Source organism: Intestinimonas sp. RTP31139st1_F5_RTP31139_211217, assembly GCF_040226735.1.
Classification (GTDB): Bacteria; Bacillota; Clostridia; order Oscillospirales; family Oscillospiraceae; genus Intestinimonas; species Intestinimonas butyriciproducens.
Genome location: NZ_JBCOAQ010000004.1, coordinates 1 through 19560, shown reverse-complemented (window position 1 = coordinate 19560; position 19560 = coordinate 1). Strand labels below are relative to the sequence as shown.

At 58.1% G+C, this 19560-nt stretch carries 26 protein-coding genes; all 26 read left to right on the top strand.

Features of this window, described 5'->3' with window-relative positions:
- The first annotated feature begins 10 nt into the window (after positions 1–10).
- Positions 11–1396 (top strand): phage portal protein, encoded by a 1386-nt coding sequence (locus tag ABUA09_RS04625; RefSeq protein ID WP_349949145.1) that lies wholly within the window; start codon positions 11–13, stop codon positions 1394–1396.
- Entirely contained in the window at positions 1393–2868 is a 1476-nt protein-coding gene (locus ABUA09_RS04620; protein ID WP_349949143.1) for a minor capsid protein, read from the top strand. The genes ABUA09_RS04625 and ABUA09_RS04620 overlap by 4 nt, the downstream gene beginning before the upstream one ends.
- Positions 2869–3207: 339 nt before the next feature.
- Positions 3208–3885 (top strand): DUF4355 domain-containing protein, encoded by a 678-nt coding sequence (locus tag ABUA09_RS04615; RefSeq protein ID WP_349949142.1) that lies wholly within the window; start codon positions 3208–3210, stop codon positions 3883–3885.
- Positions 3886–3887: 2 nt separating this feature from the next.
- Positions 3888–4838, top strand: coding sequence for a hypothetical protein (locus ABUA09_RS04610; RefSeq protein ID WP_349949141.1), 951 nt, complete (start codon positions 3888–3890; stop codon positions 4836–4838).
- Positions 4839–4853: 15 nt separating this feature from the next.
- Positions 4854–5144 carry a hypothetical protein gene (locus ABUA09_RS04605; RefSeq protein WP_349949140.1) on the top strand — a complete coding sequence of 97 codons (291 nt, stop codon included), beginning with the start codon at positions 4854–4856 and terminating at the stop codon, positions 5142–5144.
- Entirely contained in the window at positions 5080–5448 is a 369-nt protein-coding gene (locus tag ABUA09_RS04600; protein ID WP_349949139.1) for a head-tail connector protein, read from the top strand. The genes ABUA09_RS04605 and ABUA09_RS04600 overlap by 65 nt, the downstream gene beginning before the upstream one ends.
- Positions 5445–5807, top strand: coding sequence for a hypothetical protein (locus ABUA09_RS04595; RefSeq protein WP_349949138.1), 363 nt, complete (start codon positions 5445–5447; stop codon positions 5805–5807). The genes ABUA09_RS04600 and ABUA09_RS04595 overlap by 4 nt, the downstream gene beginning before the upstream one ends.
- Positions 5804–6205, top strand: a complete 402-nt coding sequence (locus tag ABUA09_RS04590) for an HK97 gp10 family phage protein (RefSeq protein ID WP_349949136.1) — start codon at positions 5804–5806, stop codon at positions 6203–6205. The genes ABUA09_RS04595 and ABUA09_RS04590 overlap by 4 nt, the downstream gene beginning before the upstream one ends.
- An 11-nt stretch (positions 6206–6216) precedes the next feature.
- Entirely contained in the window at positions 6217–6690 is a 474-nt protein-coding gene (locus ABUA09_RS04585) for a phage tail terminator family protein (RefSeq protein ID WP_349949135.1), read from the top strand.
- 4 nt (positions 6691–6694) lie between these two features.
- Positions 6695–7759: a phage tail sheath C-terminal domain-containing protein gene (locus ABUA09_RS04580; RefSeq protein ID WP_349949134.1), complete on the top strand. Its 1065-nt coding sequence runs from the start codon at positions 6695–6697 to the stop codon at positions 7757–7759.
- A gap of 12 nt (positions 7760–7771) precedes the next feature.
- Entirely contained in the window at positions 7772–8209 is a 438-nt protein-coding gene (locus tag ABUA09_RS04575; protein ID WP_349949132.1) for a phage tail tube protein, read from the top strand.
- Between the two features lie 15 nt (positions 8210–8224).
- Positions 8225–8650: a hypothetical protein gene (locus tag ABUA09_RS04570; protein WP_349949131.1), complete on the top strand. Its 426-nt coding sequence runs from the start codon at positions 8225–8227 to the stop codon at positions 8648–8650.
- A gap of 173 nt (positions 8651–8823) precedes the next feature.
- Positions 8824–11055 (top strand): phage tail protein, encoded by a 2232-nt coding sequence (locus tag ABUA09_RS04565; RefSeq protein WP_349949130.1) that lies wholly within the window; start codon positions 8824–8826, stop codon positions 11053–11055.
- Between the two features lie 12 nt (positions 11056–11067).
- Positions 11068–11715: a LysM peptidoglycan-binding domain-containing protein gene (locus ABUA09_RS04560; RefSeq protein ID WP_349949129.1), complete on the top strand. Its 648-nt coding sequence runs from the start codon at positions 11068–11070 to the stop codon at positions 11713–11715.
- Positions 11712–12686 carry an XkdQ/YqbQ family protein gene (locus ABUA09_RS04555; RefSeq protein WP_349949128.1) on the top strand — a complete coding sequence of 325 codons (975 nt, stop codon included), beginning with the start codon at positions 11712–11714 and terminating at the stop codon, positions 12684–12686. The genes ABUA09_RS04560 and ABUA09_RS04555 overlap by 4 nt, the downstream gene beginning before the upstream one ends.
- A gap of 12 nt (positions 12687–12698) precedes the next feature.
- Positions 12699–12941, top strand: coding sequence for a hypothetical protein (locus ABUA09_RS04550; RefSeq protein WP_349949127.1), 243 nt, complete (start codon positions 12699–12701; stop codon positions 12939–12941).
- The gene (locus ABUA09_RS04545; RefSeq protein ID WP_349949126.1) at positions 12938–13381 is read left to right on the top strand and encodes a DUF2634 domain-containing protein; all 444 of its coding nucleotides are present in this window, start codon (positions 12938–12940) and stop codon (positions 13379–13381) included. The genes ABUA09_RS04550 and ABUA09_RS04545 overlap by 4 nt, the downstream gene beginning before the upstream one ends.
- On the top strand, positions 13378–14184 hold the full coding sequence (locus tag ABUA09_RS04540) for a baseplate J/gp47 family protein (protein ID WP_349949125.1): 807 nt from the start codon (positions 13378–13380) through the stop codon (positions 14182–14184). Before ABUA09_RS04545 ends, ABUA09_RS04540 begins: the two co-directional genes overlap by 4 nt.
- A complete protein-coding gene (locus ABUA09_RS04535; RefSeq protein WP_349949123.1) occupies positions 14171–14710 on the top strand; it encodes a putative phage tail protein in 540 nt (179 codons plus the stop codon). The genes ABUA09_RS04540 and ABUA09_RS04535 overlap by 14 nt, the downstream gene beginning before the upstream one ends.
- A 1-nt stretch (position 14711) precedes the next feature.
- Complete coding sequence (locus ABUA09_RS04530) at positions 14712–15917, top strand: pyocin knob domain-containing protein (protein ID WP_349949122.1); 1206 nt, start codon at positions 14712–14714, stop codon at positions 15915–15917.
- A 12-nt stretch (positions 15918–15929) separates the two neighbouring features.
- Positions 15930–16289 carry a hypothetical protein gene (locus ABUA09_RS04525; RefSeq protein ID WP_349949120.1) on the top strand — a complete coding sequence of 120 codons (360 nt, stop codon included), beginning with the start codon at positions 15930–15932 and terminating at the stop codon, positions 16287–16289.
- A complete protein-coding gene (locus ABUA09_RS04520; protein ID WP_349949119.1) occupies positions 16286–16669 on the top strand; it encodes a hypothetical protein in 384 nt (127 codons plus the stop codon). The genes ABUA09_RS04525 and ABUA09_RS04520 overlap by 4 nt, the downstream gene beginning before the upstream one ends.
- A complete protein-coding gene (locus ABUA09_RS04515; RefSeq protein WP_349949117.1) occupies positions 16662–16772 on the top strand; it encodes a CD1375 family protein in 111 nt (36 codons plus the stop codon). The genes ABUA09_RS04520 and ABUA09_RS04515 overlap by 8 nt, the downstream gene beginning before the upstream one ends.
- Positions 16769–18475 carry a hypothetical protein gene (locus tag ABUA09_RS04510; protein ID WP_349949116.1) on the top strand — a complete coding sequence of 569 codons (1707 nt, stop codon included), beginning with the start codon at positions 16769–16771 and terminating at the stop codon, positions 18473–18475. The genes ABUA09_RS04515 and ABUA09_RS04510 overlap by 4 nt, the downstream gene beginning before the upstream one ends.
- Before the next feature lie 36 nt (positions 18476–18511).
- On the top strand, positions 18512–18850 hold the full coding sequence (locus tag ABUA09_RS04505; protein ID WP_349949115.1) for a hypothetical protein: 339 nt from the start codon (positions 18512–18514) through the stop codon (positions 18848–18850).
- Positions 18843–19560, top strand: a 718-nt coding sequence (locus ABUA09_RS04500) for a hypothetical protein (RefSeq protein WP_349949114.1), incomplete at its 3' end; no start/stop codon positions are given. The genes ABUA09_RS04505 and ABUA09_RS04500, both read left to right, overlap by 8 nt.

Genomic DNA, 19560 nt, shown 5'->3' with positions numbered 1-19560 from the left:
GTGGGCAGCTTTGCCAGTTATTTTTATGGAACGCTCCCTGCTGGACAGCCTGACGGAGGCGGACATCAAGGAGATCATCGACGAAAACGAGGGGCACACCAAGTACGCCAAGCTGGAGGGGTATTACGAGGGCGACCACGACATCCTCCGGCACAGGAAGAAGGACAGCACCGCCCCCAACAACCGCCTGGTCAACAACATGGCCAAGTATATCACGGACACGGCCACCGGCTACTTCATCGGCAAGCCGGTGGTCTACAGCTCCCAAAATGACGCATACCTGGAGGTGCTGCAGGACATCTTCGACTACAACGACGAGCAGGACGAGAACATGGAGCTGGCCAAGGGAGCCAGCATCAATGGGAACTGCTTTGAGATGCTGTACCTGGACGAGGACGCGCAGATCCGTTTCACCAAGGTGCCGCCGGACGGCTGCATCTATATCTGTGAAACGGGATACAACACGCCCATGGCGGCCATCCGCATCGTGTACTCCAGGGACAAGGACAAGAACATCATCAAGAAGGTGGAGTTCTGGACGGCCCAGGATTGCTGGTATTTCCGCAGCATCAACGGCGGGGCGCTGGAGCTGCTGGACATCCGGGAGCACTATTGGGGTGATGTGCCCTTCGTGGAGTACATCAACAACGAGGAGCGCCTGGGTGACTTCGAGGGCGTGATCACGCTCATCGACGCATACAACCGGGTGGAGAGCAACACGGCGAACTTCTTCCAGTACAACGACGAGGCGCTGCTGAAGGTGCTGAAGATGGGGGCCGTGACCTCCCAGGACATCGCGGAGATGAAGGAAAAAGGGGCCATCATCCTGGAGGATGGCGGCGACATCCAGTGGCTCATCAAAGAGGTGAGCGACACGGCCCTGGAGAACTATAAGAAGCGGCTGCGGGAGGATATGCACATCTTCTCGGCGGTGCCCAACCTGACGGACGCGAACTTCGGCGGCAACCTGTCCGGCGTGGCGGTGTCCTATAAGCTGTGGGGGCTGGAGCAGATCTGCGCCATCAAGGAGCGGAAGTTCAAGCGCGGCCTGCAGCGGCGCATCGAGCTGATCACCCACATCCTGAACATCCAGGGCGGCCAGTTTGACTACCGTGACATCGACATCCAATTCCGGCGCAACAAGCCGCAGAATGTGCTGGAGATCGCGCAGATCATCACCATGCTGTCCGGGGAGCTATCCCGTGAAACCCGCCTGCAGATGCTGCCCACTATTGACAATGTGCAGAACGAGCTGCAGAAGCTGGAGGAGGAAAAGCAGCAGGAGGTCAACAGCTTCGGCCAATACAACGCCCTGGCCCAGGCGCTGGAGCAGGCCAAGGCCCAGCCGGAGGACGAGGAAGCCCCCGCGGAGGACGAGGACGGTGAGGGCGCATGAGCTACTGGACGCGCAACGAGTGGATCGAGGACGCCAAGGAGCGTGTGCTGCGCAACACCCAACGGGCGGACGATTACGCCAGAGAGGTGATCTTCCTCTATGACGAGGCGGCTTTCAACATTGAGAAGGAGATCGAGGCGCTGTTTGCCCGCTTTACAAAGGACAACGGCCTGACCGAGGAGGCGGCCCGGCAGCTCCTGGAGGGTAAGGAATACAGCGTGTGGCGCAAGTCCATCGAGGCGTATATCGCCGAGGCATCCGGCGCGGCCAAGGACAGCAAGGCGCTGCTGGAGCTGAACACCCTGGCCATGAAGAGCCGGATCACCCGCAAGGAGCAGCTGCTGGCCAATGTGTACCAGAACATGATCGACCTGGCCGAGGACAGCACCACCAAGCTGGACACCCTGCTGGGCGACCTGCTGCAGGTCAACTACTACGAGAGCTGCTTCTCCATCCAGCGCGGGATCGGGATGGGCTTCCATGTGGCGAAGATCGACAAGAAGCTGATCCAGCGGGTGCTGTCCTTCCCGTGGAGCGAGAAGCACTACTCCGAGGCCGTGTGGGGAGCCTGCGACCACCTTTCGGCGCTGGTGAAGCGGGAGATCACCATGGGCTTTATCCAGGGCAGCAGCGTCCAGAAGATGGCCCGCGCCATCGACGAGGTGATGGACAAAGGGCGCTACAACGCCGAGCGTCTGGTGCGGACGGAGTGCAAATACTTCGCCAACCAGGGCGAGGTGATGGGCTACAAGGAGAGCGGCATCGAGGAATACCAGTTCCTGGGCGGCACGGAGCACGCCGGCAGCTGCACCTGCAGCGAGCTGAATGGGCGGATGTTCCGAGTAGACGAGGCAGAGGCAGGCGTGAACCTGCCGCCCATCCACCCCAACTGCCTGTGCATCATCAAGGCCCATTTCAAGAAGAGTATCTTTGACAAGCGAGAGGGCGATCCCCTGGCAGACAACATCAAGTTTCGGGAATGGAAAAAGAAATATGTTGACAGCCCTGTCAAGCCTGCTAAAATCGACTTAAAGGAACCGGAACAGGCCGCGCTGATGAAATATATCAGCAGCGACTCCTATAAGATCAACGATAAGTTGCGCCGGGGCGCGGCGCTGTCCCGCGCGGACCGGAGGTTTGTGGAGGAGCTGGACCGGGCGCTGGAAAAGCTGCCGGAGCGGACTGGGACGGTCTACCGCTCTGTCTCCAGCTTTGGAATCGACGATGTGGATGCGTTCATTAAAAGCCATATAATTGGTATTCCACAACGGTTTAATGCCTACACCTCCGCGTCCACAGAGGTCTATGATCCATCTATGGAAATTCAGTATGTGATCGTTTCCAAGCACGGAAAGGACCTAACAGGACTGAACCCCAATGAGCAAGAGATCCTCTTCCGGCGGGATACCTGTTTTGTTCCTACACGCATCGAGGGGAATACAATCTATATGGAGGAGATCTCCGATGAATAAAAAACCATACAGTGATGCCAGATGGCGGGATAACCCTATGCCCCGCACACCATACTGCGGGTATTGTAAGCACTTTATCGGCCTGGTTGATGGTCATCTGAGCTGTAAAGCATTTGACAAAATCCCGCGAGACATTATGAATGATTATGTGGTCCATGACCAACCCATTGAGGGAGATCGTGGAATCCGGTTTGAGCCCAAAGACCCGGACCATGTGCCAAAACTGGTCCCCCGCAAAAAACTTATGCCCTACGACTGACAACGGGCAACGAAACACATTGAAAACACCCCTTAAGGGGTGTTTTTATTATGCCAAAATTAAAAAGGGAGGAATTTACAATGGCAGAGACCACAACCACCACCAGCACGGCGGCTGACACCGCTGGAGCCGAAGCGCAGACCGCCCAGCAGCCTGCCGCCCCGACTGCCGAGCAGCGCACGGCATTCCAGAAGTTTTGGGATGCGCTCTTCGGCGGCAAGGAGGATCCGGCCCCCGGCTCCGGCGAGGGTGAGGACACCAAGAAGGACGGCGACCCGGCTCCCAAGGAGGACGAGGGCACCCAGCCGGAGGCCAAGGACGGCAAGAGCTATTCCGAGGCCGAGCTTACCGCCAAGATCGCGGAGGCCAAGGCCGCCTGGGAAGCGGAGCAGGCCGAACAGCAGCGACTGGCCAAGCTGTCCCCGGAGGAACGGGCCAAGGCGGAGGGCGAGGCCAAGGAGCAGGAGCTGACGAAGCTGCGCGCGGAGCTGCTGCAGCGTGACCTGAAGGACGCGGCCCTGAAGAAGCTGACCGACGAGGGCTTCCCCGTGGGCCTGGCCGACCTGCTGACCTACACCGACCAGGAGGGCATGGAGAAGAGCCTGAAGCACACCCAGGAGGTGTTCAAGGGGGCGCTGGAGGTCGCCGTGAAGGAGCGCCTGCGGGGTAAGACCCCGGAGGGGCTGGGCGGCGGAGCCAAGGCGGAGAACGCCGTGAAGGACCAGATCGCGCAGGGCATTAGAGGAGGCATGATGTAATTATGGCAAATGTGTTCGAGTACGCGAGCGTATTCCAAAGTGAGCTGGACAAGGCCGCCGTGGAGCAGGCCACCTCTGGCTGGATGGAGCTGAACGATAAGCTGGTGCGCTACAATGGCGGCGCGGAAGTGAAGATCCCCAACATGGACATGGACGGCCTGGCCGACTATGACCGGGACACCGGCTTTGTGGAAGGCTCGGTGAGCCTGAAGTGGCAGACCAAGGAGATGACCCAGGACAGGGGCCGCCAGTTCACCTTCGACGAGAATGAGGTCAACGAGACCAACTTCGTGGTGACCGCCGCCCAGGTCATGGGCGAGTTCCAGCGCACCAAGGTCATCCCGGAGATCGACGCATACCGCTACAGCAAAATCGCGGCCCTCTGCACCGCCAAGGAGCGGGTGGGCTACGGCTACACCCCCGCAGAGAGCGACATCCTGCAGAAGCTCTACTACGACATCGCGGCGGTGCAGGATGTTGTGGGCGACGAGACCCCGCTGGTGATCACGATGGCCCGCCCCGTGGCGGCCATCTTCGATATGTCCAGCACCCTGTCCAAGAGCCTGAGCGTGATGGACTTCAAGCAGGGCAATGTGACGGTGAAGGTGAAGAGCCTGAACGGGGAGCATCCCATCCTGCGCGTGGGCAGCGGGCGTATGAAAACCAGCTATCAGCTCTATGACGGCACCACTTCGGGCCAGGAGAAAGGCGGATTTGTGGCGGCTGCCGACGCCCAGGACATCAACTGGATCATCTGCCCCCGCACGGCCCCCATCGCCGTATCTCGCACGGACAAGGTGCGGATCTTCGACCCGGAGACCTTCCAGAAGAAGCGCGCCTGGGCCACGGATTACCGCAAGTACCATGACCTGTGGGTGCCGGACAACAAACTGACCGCCATGTGGGTGAACATCAAACAGGCCAAGCCTGCCGCGCCCAGTGGTGATTCCTAAAAGGGGGTAATTGACATGATCCAGATGAAACGGTTGAACGAAGTGCGGGAGGTGGCCAGCGAAGAGCGGGCCGCCAAGCTGGAGCAGAAGGGCTTCACCCGGATCGGCGGCTCCGCTGATCCGGGGAGCCGCCCGGTGACGGAGGCCGACCTGGAGAAGCTGGGAAAGCAGCTGCTCGACCGGCTGAAGGGCGAGGCCAAGACCACCACGAAGAAGAGCGCCAAGGGAAAGGATGAGCCGGATGGATCAGGAACTGGTGAGCTGGATCGCAGCGACGGCGAAAAGCAACCTGCAGCTGCCGGATGAGCAGCTGCCCACCATTGAGCGGTATGTGAAGCGGGCCATCAACCGCATCCTGGTATTCTGCGGACGGGAGGACTTCCCTCCCCCGCTGGAGGATGTGGCGGCGCAGATCGTGGAGGATATGCTCCGGGCTGACCAGGTGGCCCCATCGGAAAACGATGTGGCCAGCGTCACGCGGGGCGACACCAGCATCAGCTACCGGGACAAGGCAAACAGCCTGAAGGAAACGGTGGCTTTTGTGAAGAACTATGAGAGCCAGCTCATCCCCTTCAAACGGATGAAGCTGCCGAAGGACTGCCCCACATGACGGAAGCCGACATCCTGGCGCTGACCTACAAGGACAAGTGCTGGGTGTACCGTCCCCAAAAGACAACGCTGCCCTCCGGGGAAAGCGTGTTCCAGAAGGGGCTGGAGGGCAAGGCGGTGTATGAGAACATACCCTGCGCCCTCTCCAGCCCCTCCGGGGGCAAGCTGGGGAAAAAGGAGCCAACGGCCAGCATCGACACCGATTACCTGCTCTTCGTCCGCCCGGAGGTGGAGATCGAGCCTGGGGACACGGTGAAGGTGATCCGGCTGGGCCGGGAGTACCTGACGGAGGCCGGGCTTGCGGATCGGCAGCCCTCCCACAACAATGTGCCGCTGAAGCTGGCGAAGGCGAAAGCATGAGCCGGACAGAATACCGCTTTGATGGTCTCGACGCGCTGGAGCAACAGCTCTCCCGCATGATCGAGAGTGAATACCCCACTGAATTCCGCGCGATGGTCATCCAGATCGCCTATGAGCTGCAAGGAAAGGTCAAGGAAAAGACCCCTCGCAAGACAGGCAGGCTCCAGGACAGCTGGAAGGTCGGTCCAATTGTCAAAAAGGGCGACACCTATTATATCGAGGTCTACAACAATGTGGAGTATGCGGAGCCGGTGGAGTATGGGCACCGGACGCGTGGCGGGCGTGGCTTTGTGCCGGGCAAGCACATGATGGAGCTGTCCCTGGAAGAGCTGAACCAGGCCCTGCCCGGTTTCCTGCGGGAATGGCTCAGCGACTTCATCAGCACCCATGACCTGTGAGGAGGGAGAGCATGGCCACCACCATTTACGAGGCCATCCGCAGCAGTCTAATCGCACTGTTGAAGGGGCGCTGGCCCGCCTTCGATGTGTTCGGCGAGGGGATCGACAAGACGCAGGAGGCGGGACAGACGGAGCTGGAGGATTATATCTATCTGGACATTATCCCTTCCAGAAACCAGCCCGCAGGCCGGGGCTACACAGACCGCAGCATCCTGGTGGACGCCGCGATCCACACCAAGGGCGAGAGCAACCGGGAGTATCTGCAGATCAGCCAGGCACTGGATGAGCTGCTGCTCCCGGTGTTTCGTTTCACAGACAAGGGAGATGCCAGGGCGGTGACGATCACCGACCTGGCATTCAAGACCGTGGACAAAGTACTCCACGCCACATTTACACTGTCCTTCCGGGACAGCGACGAAGAGCCGGTGGGCCTGAAGCTCATGGAAGAGCTGGAGTCCACCATCAAGGACTACGGGAAGGAGTGATTTTATGGGTTTGCCTGAAATCATCATTGAGTTCAAGACCAAAGGCGTGACCGCCATCAAACGCAGCGCACGGGGCATCGTGGCCATCGTTCTGAAGGATGACACCGAAGAGGGCCAGGCGCTGAACATCTATAAGAGTGTGCTGGATGTGGATCCCACGCACTTCACCGTGCGCAACTACGAATACCTGAAGCTGGTCTATGAGGGATCCCCTTCTAAAACCATCGTGCTGAAGGTGGCAACATCGGCAGAAAATCTGGATCCGCAGCTGAAGCAGCTGAACGATCTGAAGTGGAACTACCTGGTTATTCCGGGTATTTCCGAGGATGAAAAGACCACGGTGGCCGCCTGGATCAAGGAGGCGCGCGATGACCACCACAAGACCTTCAAGGCGGTGCTGCCCAACTGCACGGCTGACCATGAGGGCATTATCAATCTGACCACGGACAACATCACCAGCACCCTGGGTACCACCGCTTTTACCACTGCAGAGTACTGCTGCCGCATCGCCGGTGTGCTGGCCGGGCTGCCCCTGTCCCGAAGCTGCACCTTCTTCGAGTTGTCCGACATCACCGCCGCCGATGTGCCGGAGGATGCGGATGAGCGCATTGATGATGGGGAGTTGGTCATCGTCTTTGATGGGGAGAAATACAAGATCGGACGCGGCGTGAACAGCTTGACTTCTTTCACCCCGGAGCATGGCCAGGACTTCTCGAAAATTAAGATCATTGAGGGTGTTGACCTCTACCAGGATGATATTCGGGAGACTTTCGAGAGCGGCTATGTGGGAAAGGTCATCAACGACTACGACAACAAGCAGGCGTTTGTGGCCGCGATCCTGGCCTATCACAAGGAACTGGAGGGTGATGTCCTGGACAAGACCTTCGACAACACCGCCTCCATTGATGTGGAGGCCCAGGAAACTTACCTGCAGAGCCAGGGCAAAGATACCTCTGAGATGGACGAAACTGCCATCGCCCAGGCGAACACCGGCTCCAAGGTCTTTATCGCCAGCAATGTGAAGTTCGTGGATGCGATGGAAGATCTGAAGCTGACCTGTAATATGTAAGGAGGGCAAGCCATGAGCAAATTGAGAGGCAATCGCACACTGACGGGCACCTGGGGCGAGATTTGGGTGGATGGCGAACTGATCGCCGAGCTGTCCAAGATTGAGGTCAAGGTAAGCGCCAACCGCGAGGATGTGCAGCTGGACATTGATGTGGACAGCAAGATGACGGGCATCAAAGGCGAGTTCACGCTGACCATCAAGAAGGCTTACACCCGCTACAACAGGGTGCTGGAGAGCTGGAAGAAGGGCGTCGATCTGCGCAGCCAGATCATCACCAAGCTGGCTGACCCCGATGCTACCAACGGGCAGCAGGAGCGTTACAGCATCGGAAACTGCTGGTATAACGACCTGCCGATGGTCGGCTACGAAAAGGGCGGCCTGATCGAGGAGGAGGCTACCGGCGGCTTCACGCCGAGCGACATGGTCAACCTGGACGCTATTTCTGCGTAAATGGAGGATATGGATATGGACAACGAGAAGAAACGCACCCTGGCTGAGTTTTCCCGCCGCGCCCTGCAGCGGCTGAAGAACAAGAAGATCCCCAAGAGGCAGACCCTGCACATCCCCAGCATGGACATGGATCTGACGATCCGTAGCCTGGACTATGGGGAGATCATGGAGTGCATGACGCTGGAGGACAACGGCGACATCAAGCGCAGCGACAAGTACAGCATCTATCTGGCTGCCATGGAGCCGAGCCTGCGGGATGTGGCCAAGGAGATCATGGCCCAGGAAGCCGAGCTGCCCCCGGAGGAACGGGAGCTGAAGGAGCCGCTGGACATCGTGAATATGTTTGACCTGTCGGAGATCACACAGATCGCGACGGCCATCATGGAACTGTCCGGCGCGATGAACGGCGAAGTGACCGTGGTTGAAGATTTAAAAAAGTAATTGCCCAGGATGGCGACGCATACCTGCTCCACTACTACATCCAGAAGGGATGGAGGGCAGAGGAGTTTTTAAGTCTGGATCTTGAATCCAGGCTTTTTTATCAGGCATCTATGCTGGTCGCCTTGGATGAACGGGCGAAGATGTTCTCGCTGGAATAAGGAGGTGGGCCGCCGATGGGCGTGGTAAAAGGCGCAATTTCAATCAAAGATAATATGTCGGCGGTACTCCGCAATATCAAGCAAGAGCAGAGTGCCTTCCGGCGTGATGTGCAGCGGACGCGCCGGGAACTTGAGTCCACCTGGGATCAGCGGCGCACGGCCCGGCTTGACGCTACGGCGGCAAACCGGACTGCGCAGCAGCTGCGGCAGCGGCTTGAGCCGCTGCGTCAAAAAATCGTCACCGCCATGGCCATCAAGGATATGGCCAGCGACAAGGTCAAGGCGGTGGGGAATAAGGTCAAGGCGGTCGGAAAGATGATCGCCACGCCGGTGGTCAAGCTGAAGGACGGCGTGACCGCCGGGCTATCCAAAATCAAGGGCCAGCTGACAAGCCTGGCAAAGACGGTGGCCATCCCGGTGACACTGGCGGTCACGGTGGTCATGGGCGGTGCCATCAGCCAGGGGGCTGCGCTGGAGCAGAGCATCGGCGGCGTGGAGACCCTGTTCAAGGAAGATGCCAGTGTGGTAAAGGCCAATGCGGACGCAGCATTCCGCACAGCGGGCCTCTCCGCCAACGCCTATATGGAGCAGGTGACCAGCTTCTCCGCCTCGCTGATCAGCAGCCTGAGCGGTGACACCGCAAAGGCGGCCACCGTCGCGGACATGGCCCTGATCGACATGGCGGACAACGCAAACAAGTTCGGCACCGATATGGAGTCCATCCAGAACGCTTACCAGGGCTTCGCCAAGCAGAACTATACTATGCTGGACAACCTGAAGCTGGGGTACGGCGGCACCAAAGAGGAGATGCAGCGGCTCCTGTCGGACGCACAGAAGCTTACTGGCACCAAGTACGACATCGACAACCTGGCCGATGTATATAATGCCATCCACGCCATCCAGGAAAACCTGGGCGTGACGGGGACAACGGCCAAGGAAGCCAGCGAGACCTTCAGCGGCTCCTTCTCCGCAATGAAAGCCGCCGCGCAGAACTTGCTGGGGAATATGGCCATCGGCGGGGATGTGACCGGCTCCATGAAGGAGCTGGTCTCCACCGCTTCCACCTTCCTGCTGGACAACGCCATTCCCATGGTGGGGCGTGTCATCACCTCCCTGCCGGAGGCTATCCAGACCGGCCTTCAGACTGCCGCCCCTAAAATCAAGAGCCTGGGCGCAGGGATCGTCAAGAGCCTGCGGGATGGCATCGTCAGCTTTCTTCCCTCCGGCATGGGTGGCATCGTGGATGACCTCTTCGACGCCATCGGGGACTTCAAGAGCGGCTTTGCGGCAATGCAGCCGCAGCTGGCCAGTTTCGGGGCCTCTGTCAAGACCACCCTGCAGCAGGTGAGCGTAGCGGTCATGCCCGCCATCACCAGCATCATACAGACCGTGCAGACGCTCATCCCCTCGGTGCTGCCTGTGATCCAGACGGTGGTGGGCACCATCGGCCAGGTGATCAGTGCGGCAGCTCCGGTCATTGCCGGGCTGGTACAGGGCATTGGGACGGTCATTTCCACCCTGGCTCCTGTGTTCCAGGTCATCTTCGACGGCATCGGCCAGAAGGTCGGCTCCGTGCTGTCCTTCATCGGAAGCAAGATGGGCTGGATCCAGGAGATCATCGGTACGGTGATGCCGGTGGTGGCAGACATTCTGACCACCGCATGGTCGGTCATTTCCCCGGTCATCGACATCGCCATCAGCGTCTTTAAGACCATTTTCAATGTGGTGCAAACGGTCTTTAATGGGATCGCCAGCGTTATCAGCAGCGTGTGGAACACGGTGAAGCCCATCGTCGAGGGCATCGGCAACGGCCTGAGCTGGATCGCAGATAAGGTCGGCGGTCTGTTCGGATTCGGCGGCGGTGGCGGCGAGGCAGGCTCTAACGCAGAAGGCACTAACAACTGGCGCGGCGGCCCCACCTGGGTGGGTGAGCAAGGGCCGGAGCTGATCGACCTGCCGCGCGGGACACGGATCCTGCCAAACAAGGAGAGCGTCCAGCTGGCCAGCAGCCTGCAGCGGATGCGGGAGGCCACAGCAGCGCAAGACGCCCCCACCTCTGTCCCGGCCAACGCGCCCATCCGCAGAGGCGGCGGATCTTCCCCCGTTTCCTCTGTCGTCCAGTTTACCCTGGCAAAGCTGGCCGATACCATCGTGGTACGGGAGGAGGCCGACATCGACAAGATCGGCGAGAAGGTCGCCAAGGAAGTGGTGCTGGCTGTGAAGAATATGGTGCCGGTGCCCGCATAAGGAGGTGGCCGCTTGAAGCAGCGCATCATTGAACTGAGCTATAACAACCACGAGGAGATGTTCGATCTCCCCATCAACCCCTCGGAGTTTGAGTTCTCCGAGGCCCAGAACAACCAGAAGATCACCCTGCTGAATATCGGCGAAGCAAACCTGATCGGGCACCGGGGCCTGGTGACAGGCTCCCTGTCCAGCTTTTTCCCTTCGCCATCGTCCCCGCTGGCCCGCTATGCAGACCGGGAGCCGCTGGAATATATCCGGCTGCTGGAGAAATGGAAAACCAGCACACAGCCCATCCGTGTCATCATCAGCGACTGCGACTTCAACCTGGCTATGAGCATCGACAAGCTGACCAAAAAGTACCGGGAAGGCGATAAGGATGTGTATTACACCCTGGAGCTATCCGAGTACCGCTTCTTGAATGTCCCTGCGGTGCAGGTGGAGACCCAGCAGCAGAGTGACACCAACGGGCTGAACAACCGCCCCAATACGCAGACTGCCCCCAAGAGTTACACCGTGGTGTCCGGGGACTGTCTGTGGAACATTGCAAAGAAATACTATGGCGACGGCTCCCAATACACGAAAATCTATGAGGCCAACAAGGGGACAATAGGGAGCAACCCCAACCTGATCAAACCTGGACAGAAGCTGGTGATCCCATGAGCTATGAACTGAACGCCGGGGGAAAGCAGCTGGCCGAGGTCATTGAAAAGGTCACCTGGAGCGGCGACAGCAAGCAGGTGGCCCGGAAGCTGGTATTCACGGTGGCCAACAAGGACAGCGACCGCTTTCTCCCGAAAGTGAACATCAATGAGGGCGACCAGGTGCAATTTTTGGAGGACGGGAAGCTGCTTTTCAGCGGCCCGGTCTTTGATATTGAGAAGTCCGGCAGCGGGAATGTGGTGACCTATACCGCCCTCGACATGATGTTCTATGTCACGAAGTCTGACATCAACCGGGTATTCGATAACGAAACCCCGGAGGCCATCACTGCCTGGATCTGTTCCCACCTTGGGATCCCTTTCGGCTCAGCTGCAGCCACGGGGATCCCTGTTTATATGCCGTGGCTGGGAAAGAAGGCGTATGACGGCATTATGGCGGCCTACACAGCCGCCAGCCGGAAGAACGGCAAGAAATACATCCCCCTAATTAAAAACGCCACACAGCTCCATGTAATCGAGAAGGGGGCGCTCTGCGGGGCGGTGCTGGACGGCTCCTACAATTTGACGGAGGCCAATTACAAGACCAGCCTGCAAAACCTGGTTGACCGGGTGCTGATCACGGATAAGGACGGCAACCAGATCGGCGTGGTGGAGGATACCGCCGCCCAGCAAAAGTATGGCGTGGTGCAGACGGTCTACAAGCAGGAGGACGGCAAGGACGCACAGACCGAGGCAAAAGCCCTCCTGCAGACGCTGGAACAGACCGGCAGCGTCACCGGCTGTCCAGGAGACAGCCGGGCGGTCAGTGGCTATGCGCTGATCGTCCAGGAGACCACCACCGGGCTGTTCGGCAAGTTCTATATTGAGAGCGACACCCACACCTTCACGGACGGCAAACACGAGATGGCTCTGACCCTGGCTTTCTCCAACATGATGGACGAGAAGGAGATTGAAAACCAATCCCAAGGATAGGAGGCGAGAGATATGTCAAGATGGGCCGTGGAGATGGCCGAGGCCCTGATGGGCGATGGCTCTGGCGGCGCAGACGGCACCTGGCGGTTTGCGACCGTCAATACCACCGTACCGCTGACCATTAAAGCGCACGATCAGGTGATCTCCAAGTACCTCTATAAGAACGCCTCCTTGCCCCTAAAGGCTGGGGATCAGGTGCTGGTGTATGAATCCGGCGTCGCCTTTTATATCGTTGTAAAGGTGGTGCCCGCATGAGTATCTTCCCTTTTATCAGCCCAGAAATTCTGGAAGCGGATCAGAACAGTAATCGTCCGCTTTTCCGGGAATATGCATATGATTTTGAAAACAACAGGCTGTTGCTCCGCAACGGGAATACCTACCTAGTGGAGGGCAACGAGGCACTGCGCATCTGGATATTTAAGGCACTGATTACAGAGCGGTTCCGGTATACTGCCTATGATAGTGCCTTTGGTAGCGAGATCCATACTTTGATAGGAAGCCCCTCGCACTCTGAGGTCGTGAAATCCGAGATCAAGCGTTTTATCATTGAAGCCCTGATGGTAAATCCATATATCTCCGAGATTTCAGACTTCGTTTTTACACAAACCAAAAGTGGGATCCAAACTGATTTTACCTGCACGACGGTCTACGGACCGACTCAAATCGCATGGGAGGCAATGGAGGTGTGTGCATGAGTGACACAGCAGAGATGGACTTTAGCTATGCAGAAATTTTAAGCCGCATGAAAGGAGCTTTAAAAGATGAAGTAAATAAGCTCGAGGGCGGATTTTGTATGGATAACCTGCAGGCAGTCGCTGAAGAAATGGCCCGGCTGGTTCAAATGGAAATCTCTACAATCCCGGACCATGTGTTCCTGGATACCGCTGAAGGCGAATACTTAGATAGAAAGGCCCTCGACTATAACGAGGCCCGACTGGAAGGTGAGACAGACGACGCTTTTCGGGAACGGATTTTCCAGAAAATCCAGAATCCATTAACAAGTGGGAATAAAAACCACTATATTTACTGGGCCAAGAGTGTGCCCAATATCGGGGATGCAAAATGTATACCGTGCTGGAATGGGCCCGGCACGGTGAAAGTGATTGTAATCTCTACACAAAAGGATGTCCCCGGGGAAGCAGATCTTCAAGCGGTTCGAGAATATGTTGAGGAAAATCGTCCTGTTGGCGCTACGGTCACGGTGGTTGCCGCGTCACCCATTCTCATCAGTATTGACGCTACAATATCAATGGAATCCGGATTTGGCTTTGAGGCTGCCAAGACATCTATTGGCCAATACATCCAAGAATATTTAAATGAGATCGCTTTCCAGGAGGATACTCCGCTAAGCTATTTCAGGATCGGAGATCGTATTTTCAATGCACCCGGAGTAAAGGATATTGTTTCCTACACAATCAACGGCGGAACATCTTCCATACAAGCACAGGTAGGCGAGTTTTTTAAACTCCAGGAGGTCTCAGTACATGAAGCTGAATGATTCTAAGATGCTCCCGCTCTTTCTGCTGAAAATGAAAAACATGAGGGACCTATTGCAAGCCGAGGAAAGCGTTATGCAGGAGCTACGCGACAACGTGAGCAGCCAGGAACAGCAGCTTGTCATTGCGACCTCTACCTGGGGGCTGGGGCGGCACGAAAAGATTTTAGGGCTTCCCACCGATTCAGAATCTGCTATGGCGGACAGGCGTTCCAGGATTATTGCAAAGCTGGCTGGGCAAGGAACTGTTACAAAGAAGCTCATCCAGCACGTGGCATCCAGCTTCACCAACGGCCAGGTGGCGGTGGAGGAGCAGCCGGAGGCATACCGTTTCGACATCCGGTTCCTCAGCAGCATCGGGGTGCCGCCCAACCTGGACGACCTGTCGGCGGCCCTGGAGGAGATCAAGCCCGCGCACCTGGCATACGACTACATCATTATCTATCGGACCTGGGGAGAGCTGGAGGACAAGACCTGGGGAGAGCTGGAGAGCCGGACCTGGGATGATATTTTAGGAGGTGAGCTCTGAGATGGAGCAGACAACAAATTACGGACTCAATAAGCCGGGCGGCAGCGACTATGCCAAGATCGACGTGCTCAACGCCAATATGGATGCCGTCGACGCGGCGCTGAAGGATCTGGAGGACGGCAAGGCGGAGGGGGCGGCGCTGGCGGCGCACGAAGCGGACCAGGTGAAGCACGTCAGCGCGGCGGAGCGGGCGGCGTGGAACGCCAAGGCGGACGGGACGGCAACCAGCGCGCACATCTCCAACACCAACAACCCCCATGGGGTGACGGCGGCCCAGGTGGGGGCGGTCGCAAAGACCGGCGATACCATGACTGGGGACCTGACTATAAAAAAGAGTGCGCTTCCATCACTTAATTTCGGAACAGATGGAGCCGGAACGGCCACTATCTTTAAAAACGCAAGTTCGTCTGTCGAGGATGGGCTGCATATTAAGGACGTTGATACAGATGGGACGTATGCTGCCCTGTGTATTAAAAAAATCAAAGGTCTTGCATCCTGCTTGAGCCTGAACTTCAACGGAACGTCGTATAACGTCTATCATGCCGGCAACAAGCCCAAGGTGGCGGATGTGGCGGGAGCGATCCCGTTTGATGATTCTCGGGCGGATATCCCCGAGGGCGCTGATCTCAACTCGTACACGGCGGTCGGCGTGTATCGGTGCAAAAACAATGCGACGGCGGGGAGCCTGACAAACAGTCCGACGACCGACGCCTTCGTCATGGATGTTGTGCCATCCAACGGGACATCCATAGCCCTGGACGGCAACTATGCCTATCTGATCCAGAAGATCATGACCAACGGGAATCGTTATTATGCCCGGAAGCTATCCACGAATGGTGACGTATCCACGCCGGTATACGGCGCCTGGATTGAGTTCTATACTACGCAAAACAAGCCCACCCCGGCAGATATCGGGGCGGCGGTGAAGTACCGGTATACGGCGACGATCCCCACCGGAACATGGACGGCGGCGTCCGGGGGCGGGTACTACAAGGACGTCGCAGTATCTGGTATTACGGCGGCCATGACCCCCTGCGTAGGCGTGGTGCAGACCTCCGACGTCGCTGCCTCGGAACTCATGGTGGAGGAGTTCGCCAACAACATCAGCCGGATCGAAACCATGGCCGGCAAAATCCGGGTCTACACCAGGAGCGACGGAGCGGCTCCGTCCGTCAATATACCGATCCAGCTCGTGGGCACGGTGTAAGGAGGGGATGAGATGAGCGATTGTATTTTGCCCGTGATGGGCGGAAAAGCGTTCAAATCCGTCAGAAGCGTTTCCGTTTCGACCACTGAGACCGCCACTCTGAACTGTAGTGGATGCACTCACCTGAAAATCACAGAGAATAGTGGGGATACCTCTGTCCTGAAGATCGCATCGATTAGTAGGGATTCCAGCAGCCGCACAAGGTTGTGGTTTCCCTACGGCTCTTACGCGAACAGAGACACGCTTGATCTCTATTATGCGTCGAGGGAACTGGCGGATGGTTCGCTGTACGAGACCATCACAATTAGTGCAAACCGCAACTTCGGCCCGATCACATTTTCGGCTGGGTCTCTGAAGGAGGAAAGGCTATGATCTTAAAAACCAACGGTCAGGAGGCGGAGCTGCTGTCCTTTGCCCCTGGATACCAGACGGTACGTCTGGAGACGGCGGAGCCGATGGAGCTGGGAGAGGCCCTGGAGGTGTGGACCGAACTTGAGGACGGGCCGTTTCTGCTGGCCTCCTATGCCGTGGCCGACTGGCTGCGGGTGGAACAGACGGGCGGATCGATCCTCCTGACACAGCTCCCCGTCCCAGAGCCCACCCCTGCGCCTGAGCCGGAGCCGGACGCGCTCACTCAGACTCAGCTCGCCGTGGCAGAACTGGCCCAGGTGGTAGAAGACAACAACACTGCGGCGCAGCTCGCCATCGCGGAGCTGGCCGAGGCGCTGCTGGGAGGTGAGACGAATGGCTAAGCTGTACGTTGACCTGATCCGCAAGGGGCTGAAGACCATCGACGACGTGCCCCTGCGCTGGCGGGACGAGGTCCAGGCGCTGCTGGAGGAGGCGCAGGTATGATTAGGCTTGATAACTGGCGTGTGCTGATGGAAGTAAGGGACCGGGAGCTCGGCTACGAGTCGGACCACCTGCACCGACGGCTGGAGATCGCCGTGGACCTGGACGCGGGGTGGGCGGTCAAGCTGGATATGGCCCTGGGGAAGGCAAAGAACGTGGTGGACCTGGAGCGGACCGGGGACGTGCTGTGGGTGGACCTCACGCGGGATATCCTGGCCGCCGACGGGCTGTACCGCTGTCAGCTCCGGGGCCTCAAAGGGGATACGGTGGCCCACAGCAACCAGTTTGAGCTGCTGGTGAGCGGGAGCATCAACGCTGCGGAGGCATTTCCGAGCGTCGAGCCCTCGGAGCTTGCCCAGATGGAGGCCAGGGTCACGCAGGCCAAGGCCGACGCGGTGGCCGCCGCAGACCGGGCGGAAGCGGCGGCGGAGATCCTGCCCTCGGTCAAAGTAGCGAGGACCGAGAGCGGGGCGCTCTTGACTGCCGTAGACACATCTGGGACGACTACGGCGGAGGTGATGGACGGAGTGCAGGGCCCGGCGGGGATCGGCGTGCCGGCGGGCGGTAAGTCTGGACAACTGCTTACAAGGACAGAGGATGGGACAGCCTGGCAGGATGCGCCGGAGAGCGCGGTACAGCCGGATTGGAACCAGAATGGCCCAACGGCGAAAGACTACATCAAAAACCGGACGCATTACATTGAGCGGGCGGAAAAGCAATATCCGGCGTGGACCGGGGAGCGAGATACCATCCCAATTGATGTGGCGCATAGATACAAAGTGTTAGTCTATGGGAATCACTACTCCAAACAACCGGTCACTTGGGGGGAGCATTTGTCTGATGGAACCGCCGAAATATTTACACCGCAAACTGACGAGTCCGACGGCAGCTTATATATTGGCACGCTGGCCACGGATAATCTCCCATTTTGCATCAAGGTGGTGGAGACGGATATAAACCCGAAATGGGTCAGCATGCTGGGAGTATATGATATCGTGCTGCTGGATTTGGATGGCGAAGAAGTGCATCCGCTGGATGAAAAGTATCTTCCTGACCTGCGCTCGGACTGGACTCAGAACGACTCTGCGGCGAAAGACTACATCAAAAACCGGACGCACTATGAGACGGAGGAATCCATCTTTGAGGGGGATTTGACGTGGCCCGGTGGTTATACCAGTGGCAATGTACCCTATACGACTGCGCCGGTCGCAGGCGAAACGTACAAAGTGGTGATCGATGGTTCGGTCTACACCGCGGCAGCCACACAGTTCAGCGATACCGTAATCGAGATAAAACCGTCAATATCCATCCGGTGGGACACGGCGGCCCAAACAGTCTACGGATACAATCAGGGGGGCTATTACGGCACCCGCCACGTTGCGGTATACCAAAACGTGGCCCACCCGCTGGACCCCAAATTCATACCCGAGTATGTGATCACAATAACCCAAACAGCAAATTCGGAGGGTAACATTATGGTCACCTGTGACCGCACGTTTGCCGAAATTCTCTCTGCAAGCAACTCCGGCATGCTGCTGAAAGTCGTTGTCAAGCTAGACGCCCCAAGTTTAAGTATCAGTGGAAAAATTGTCACAAGACATATTGAGTATGTGGACGATGGAGAATCGGAACAATTTGCCGTGTACAGTCCCTACTTGAATTTAGGCTATCTAATTACGGCGGAGGGCATTTCCATAGGTAAATAATTGTGACAGGCCGAAAGGCCGGAAAGGAAAATTATTATGAAGCATCTGTACGAGTACATCAATGAGATCATGGACATCGCCGAAGTCAACCACGCGGAGCCGCAGCACGCCAAGGATATGTTTTTGGCCAACGTCAGGAACGCCGGGGACCCCACGCTGCCCCACTACAGGGGCGCGGGGGATGTGGATTACGCCGCGCTGGCGGAGGACCTGCCCAGACTAACCAATGAGGGAGCGGCCCTCACTCAGGCGTTATTTGACCACTACAAGGCGCTGGTGGAGCTCCGCAGGGCGGGGCGGTACGCCGAGGCGGTGGAGCTGATGCGCGGGGCTGTGGAGGCAGAGTCAAACGGACTTTGCGACGACGATGAGTAAGTACATCGCCTCCATCCCACTGGGGGACATAGACAGGATACGAATCTACATCAACTCCGGCAAACTGCCCCTCCGACAGATTGTGGCCCAGGAGGAGCCGGACCTTGCGATCACGGGCAACTTCTGGCTCTACGAGACCTACCGCCCCACATGCCCCATCAAGGCTGACGGGAAGGTGCTGGCGACCGACGCATACCACTACCCGGCTCTGATCTGGGATACCGGGCCGGACATCTCAATGGGCATAGTCCCGCCCGGCGGGGCCTGCGGCAAGGCGAACTATATTGCAAATTCCGCCGGACTCTACCAGGGCAAGCCGGAGACCATGTACTGCAAGCCCGATGTCCGGGGGCGTCGTGGCCGGACCGGGTGGGGCATGTGGGGCGGGGCGCTCGCCTTTATCGCCTTCCCGGACGGGGACGGCATGGAGCCGGAGGAGCTGCGGGACTACGTGCAGAGCCTGGGATGGTCCGACTTCATCATGGGCGACGGTGGACGTAAGGTGAACTATTATAACAGGGCCACCGGGGATATGGTGCAGGGCCGTGACCCAAGCCAGAATCTGATTTTAGTCTACAAACGTAAGAGGGCCCCATCCGAGCCCGACGACAGCGGGTCGGATGGGGAGCGGATGAACGACGGAGCGGATGAGACCTGCCCGGGAGGGTGGGGCGAAGGATGCGAAGTCGGTGAGGATGACAAGAAGGAGA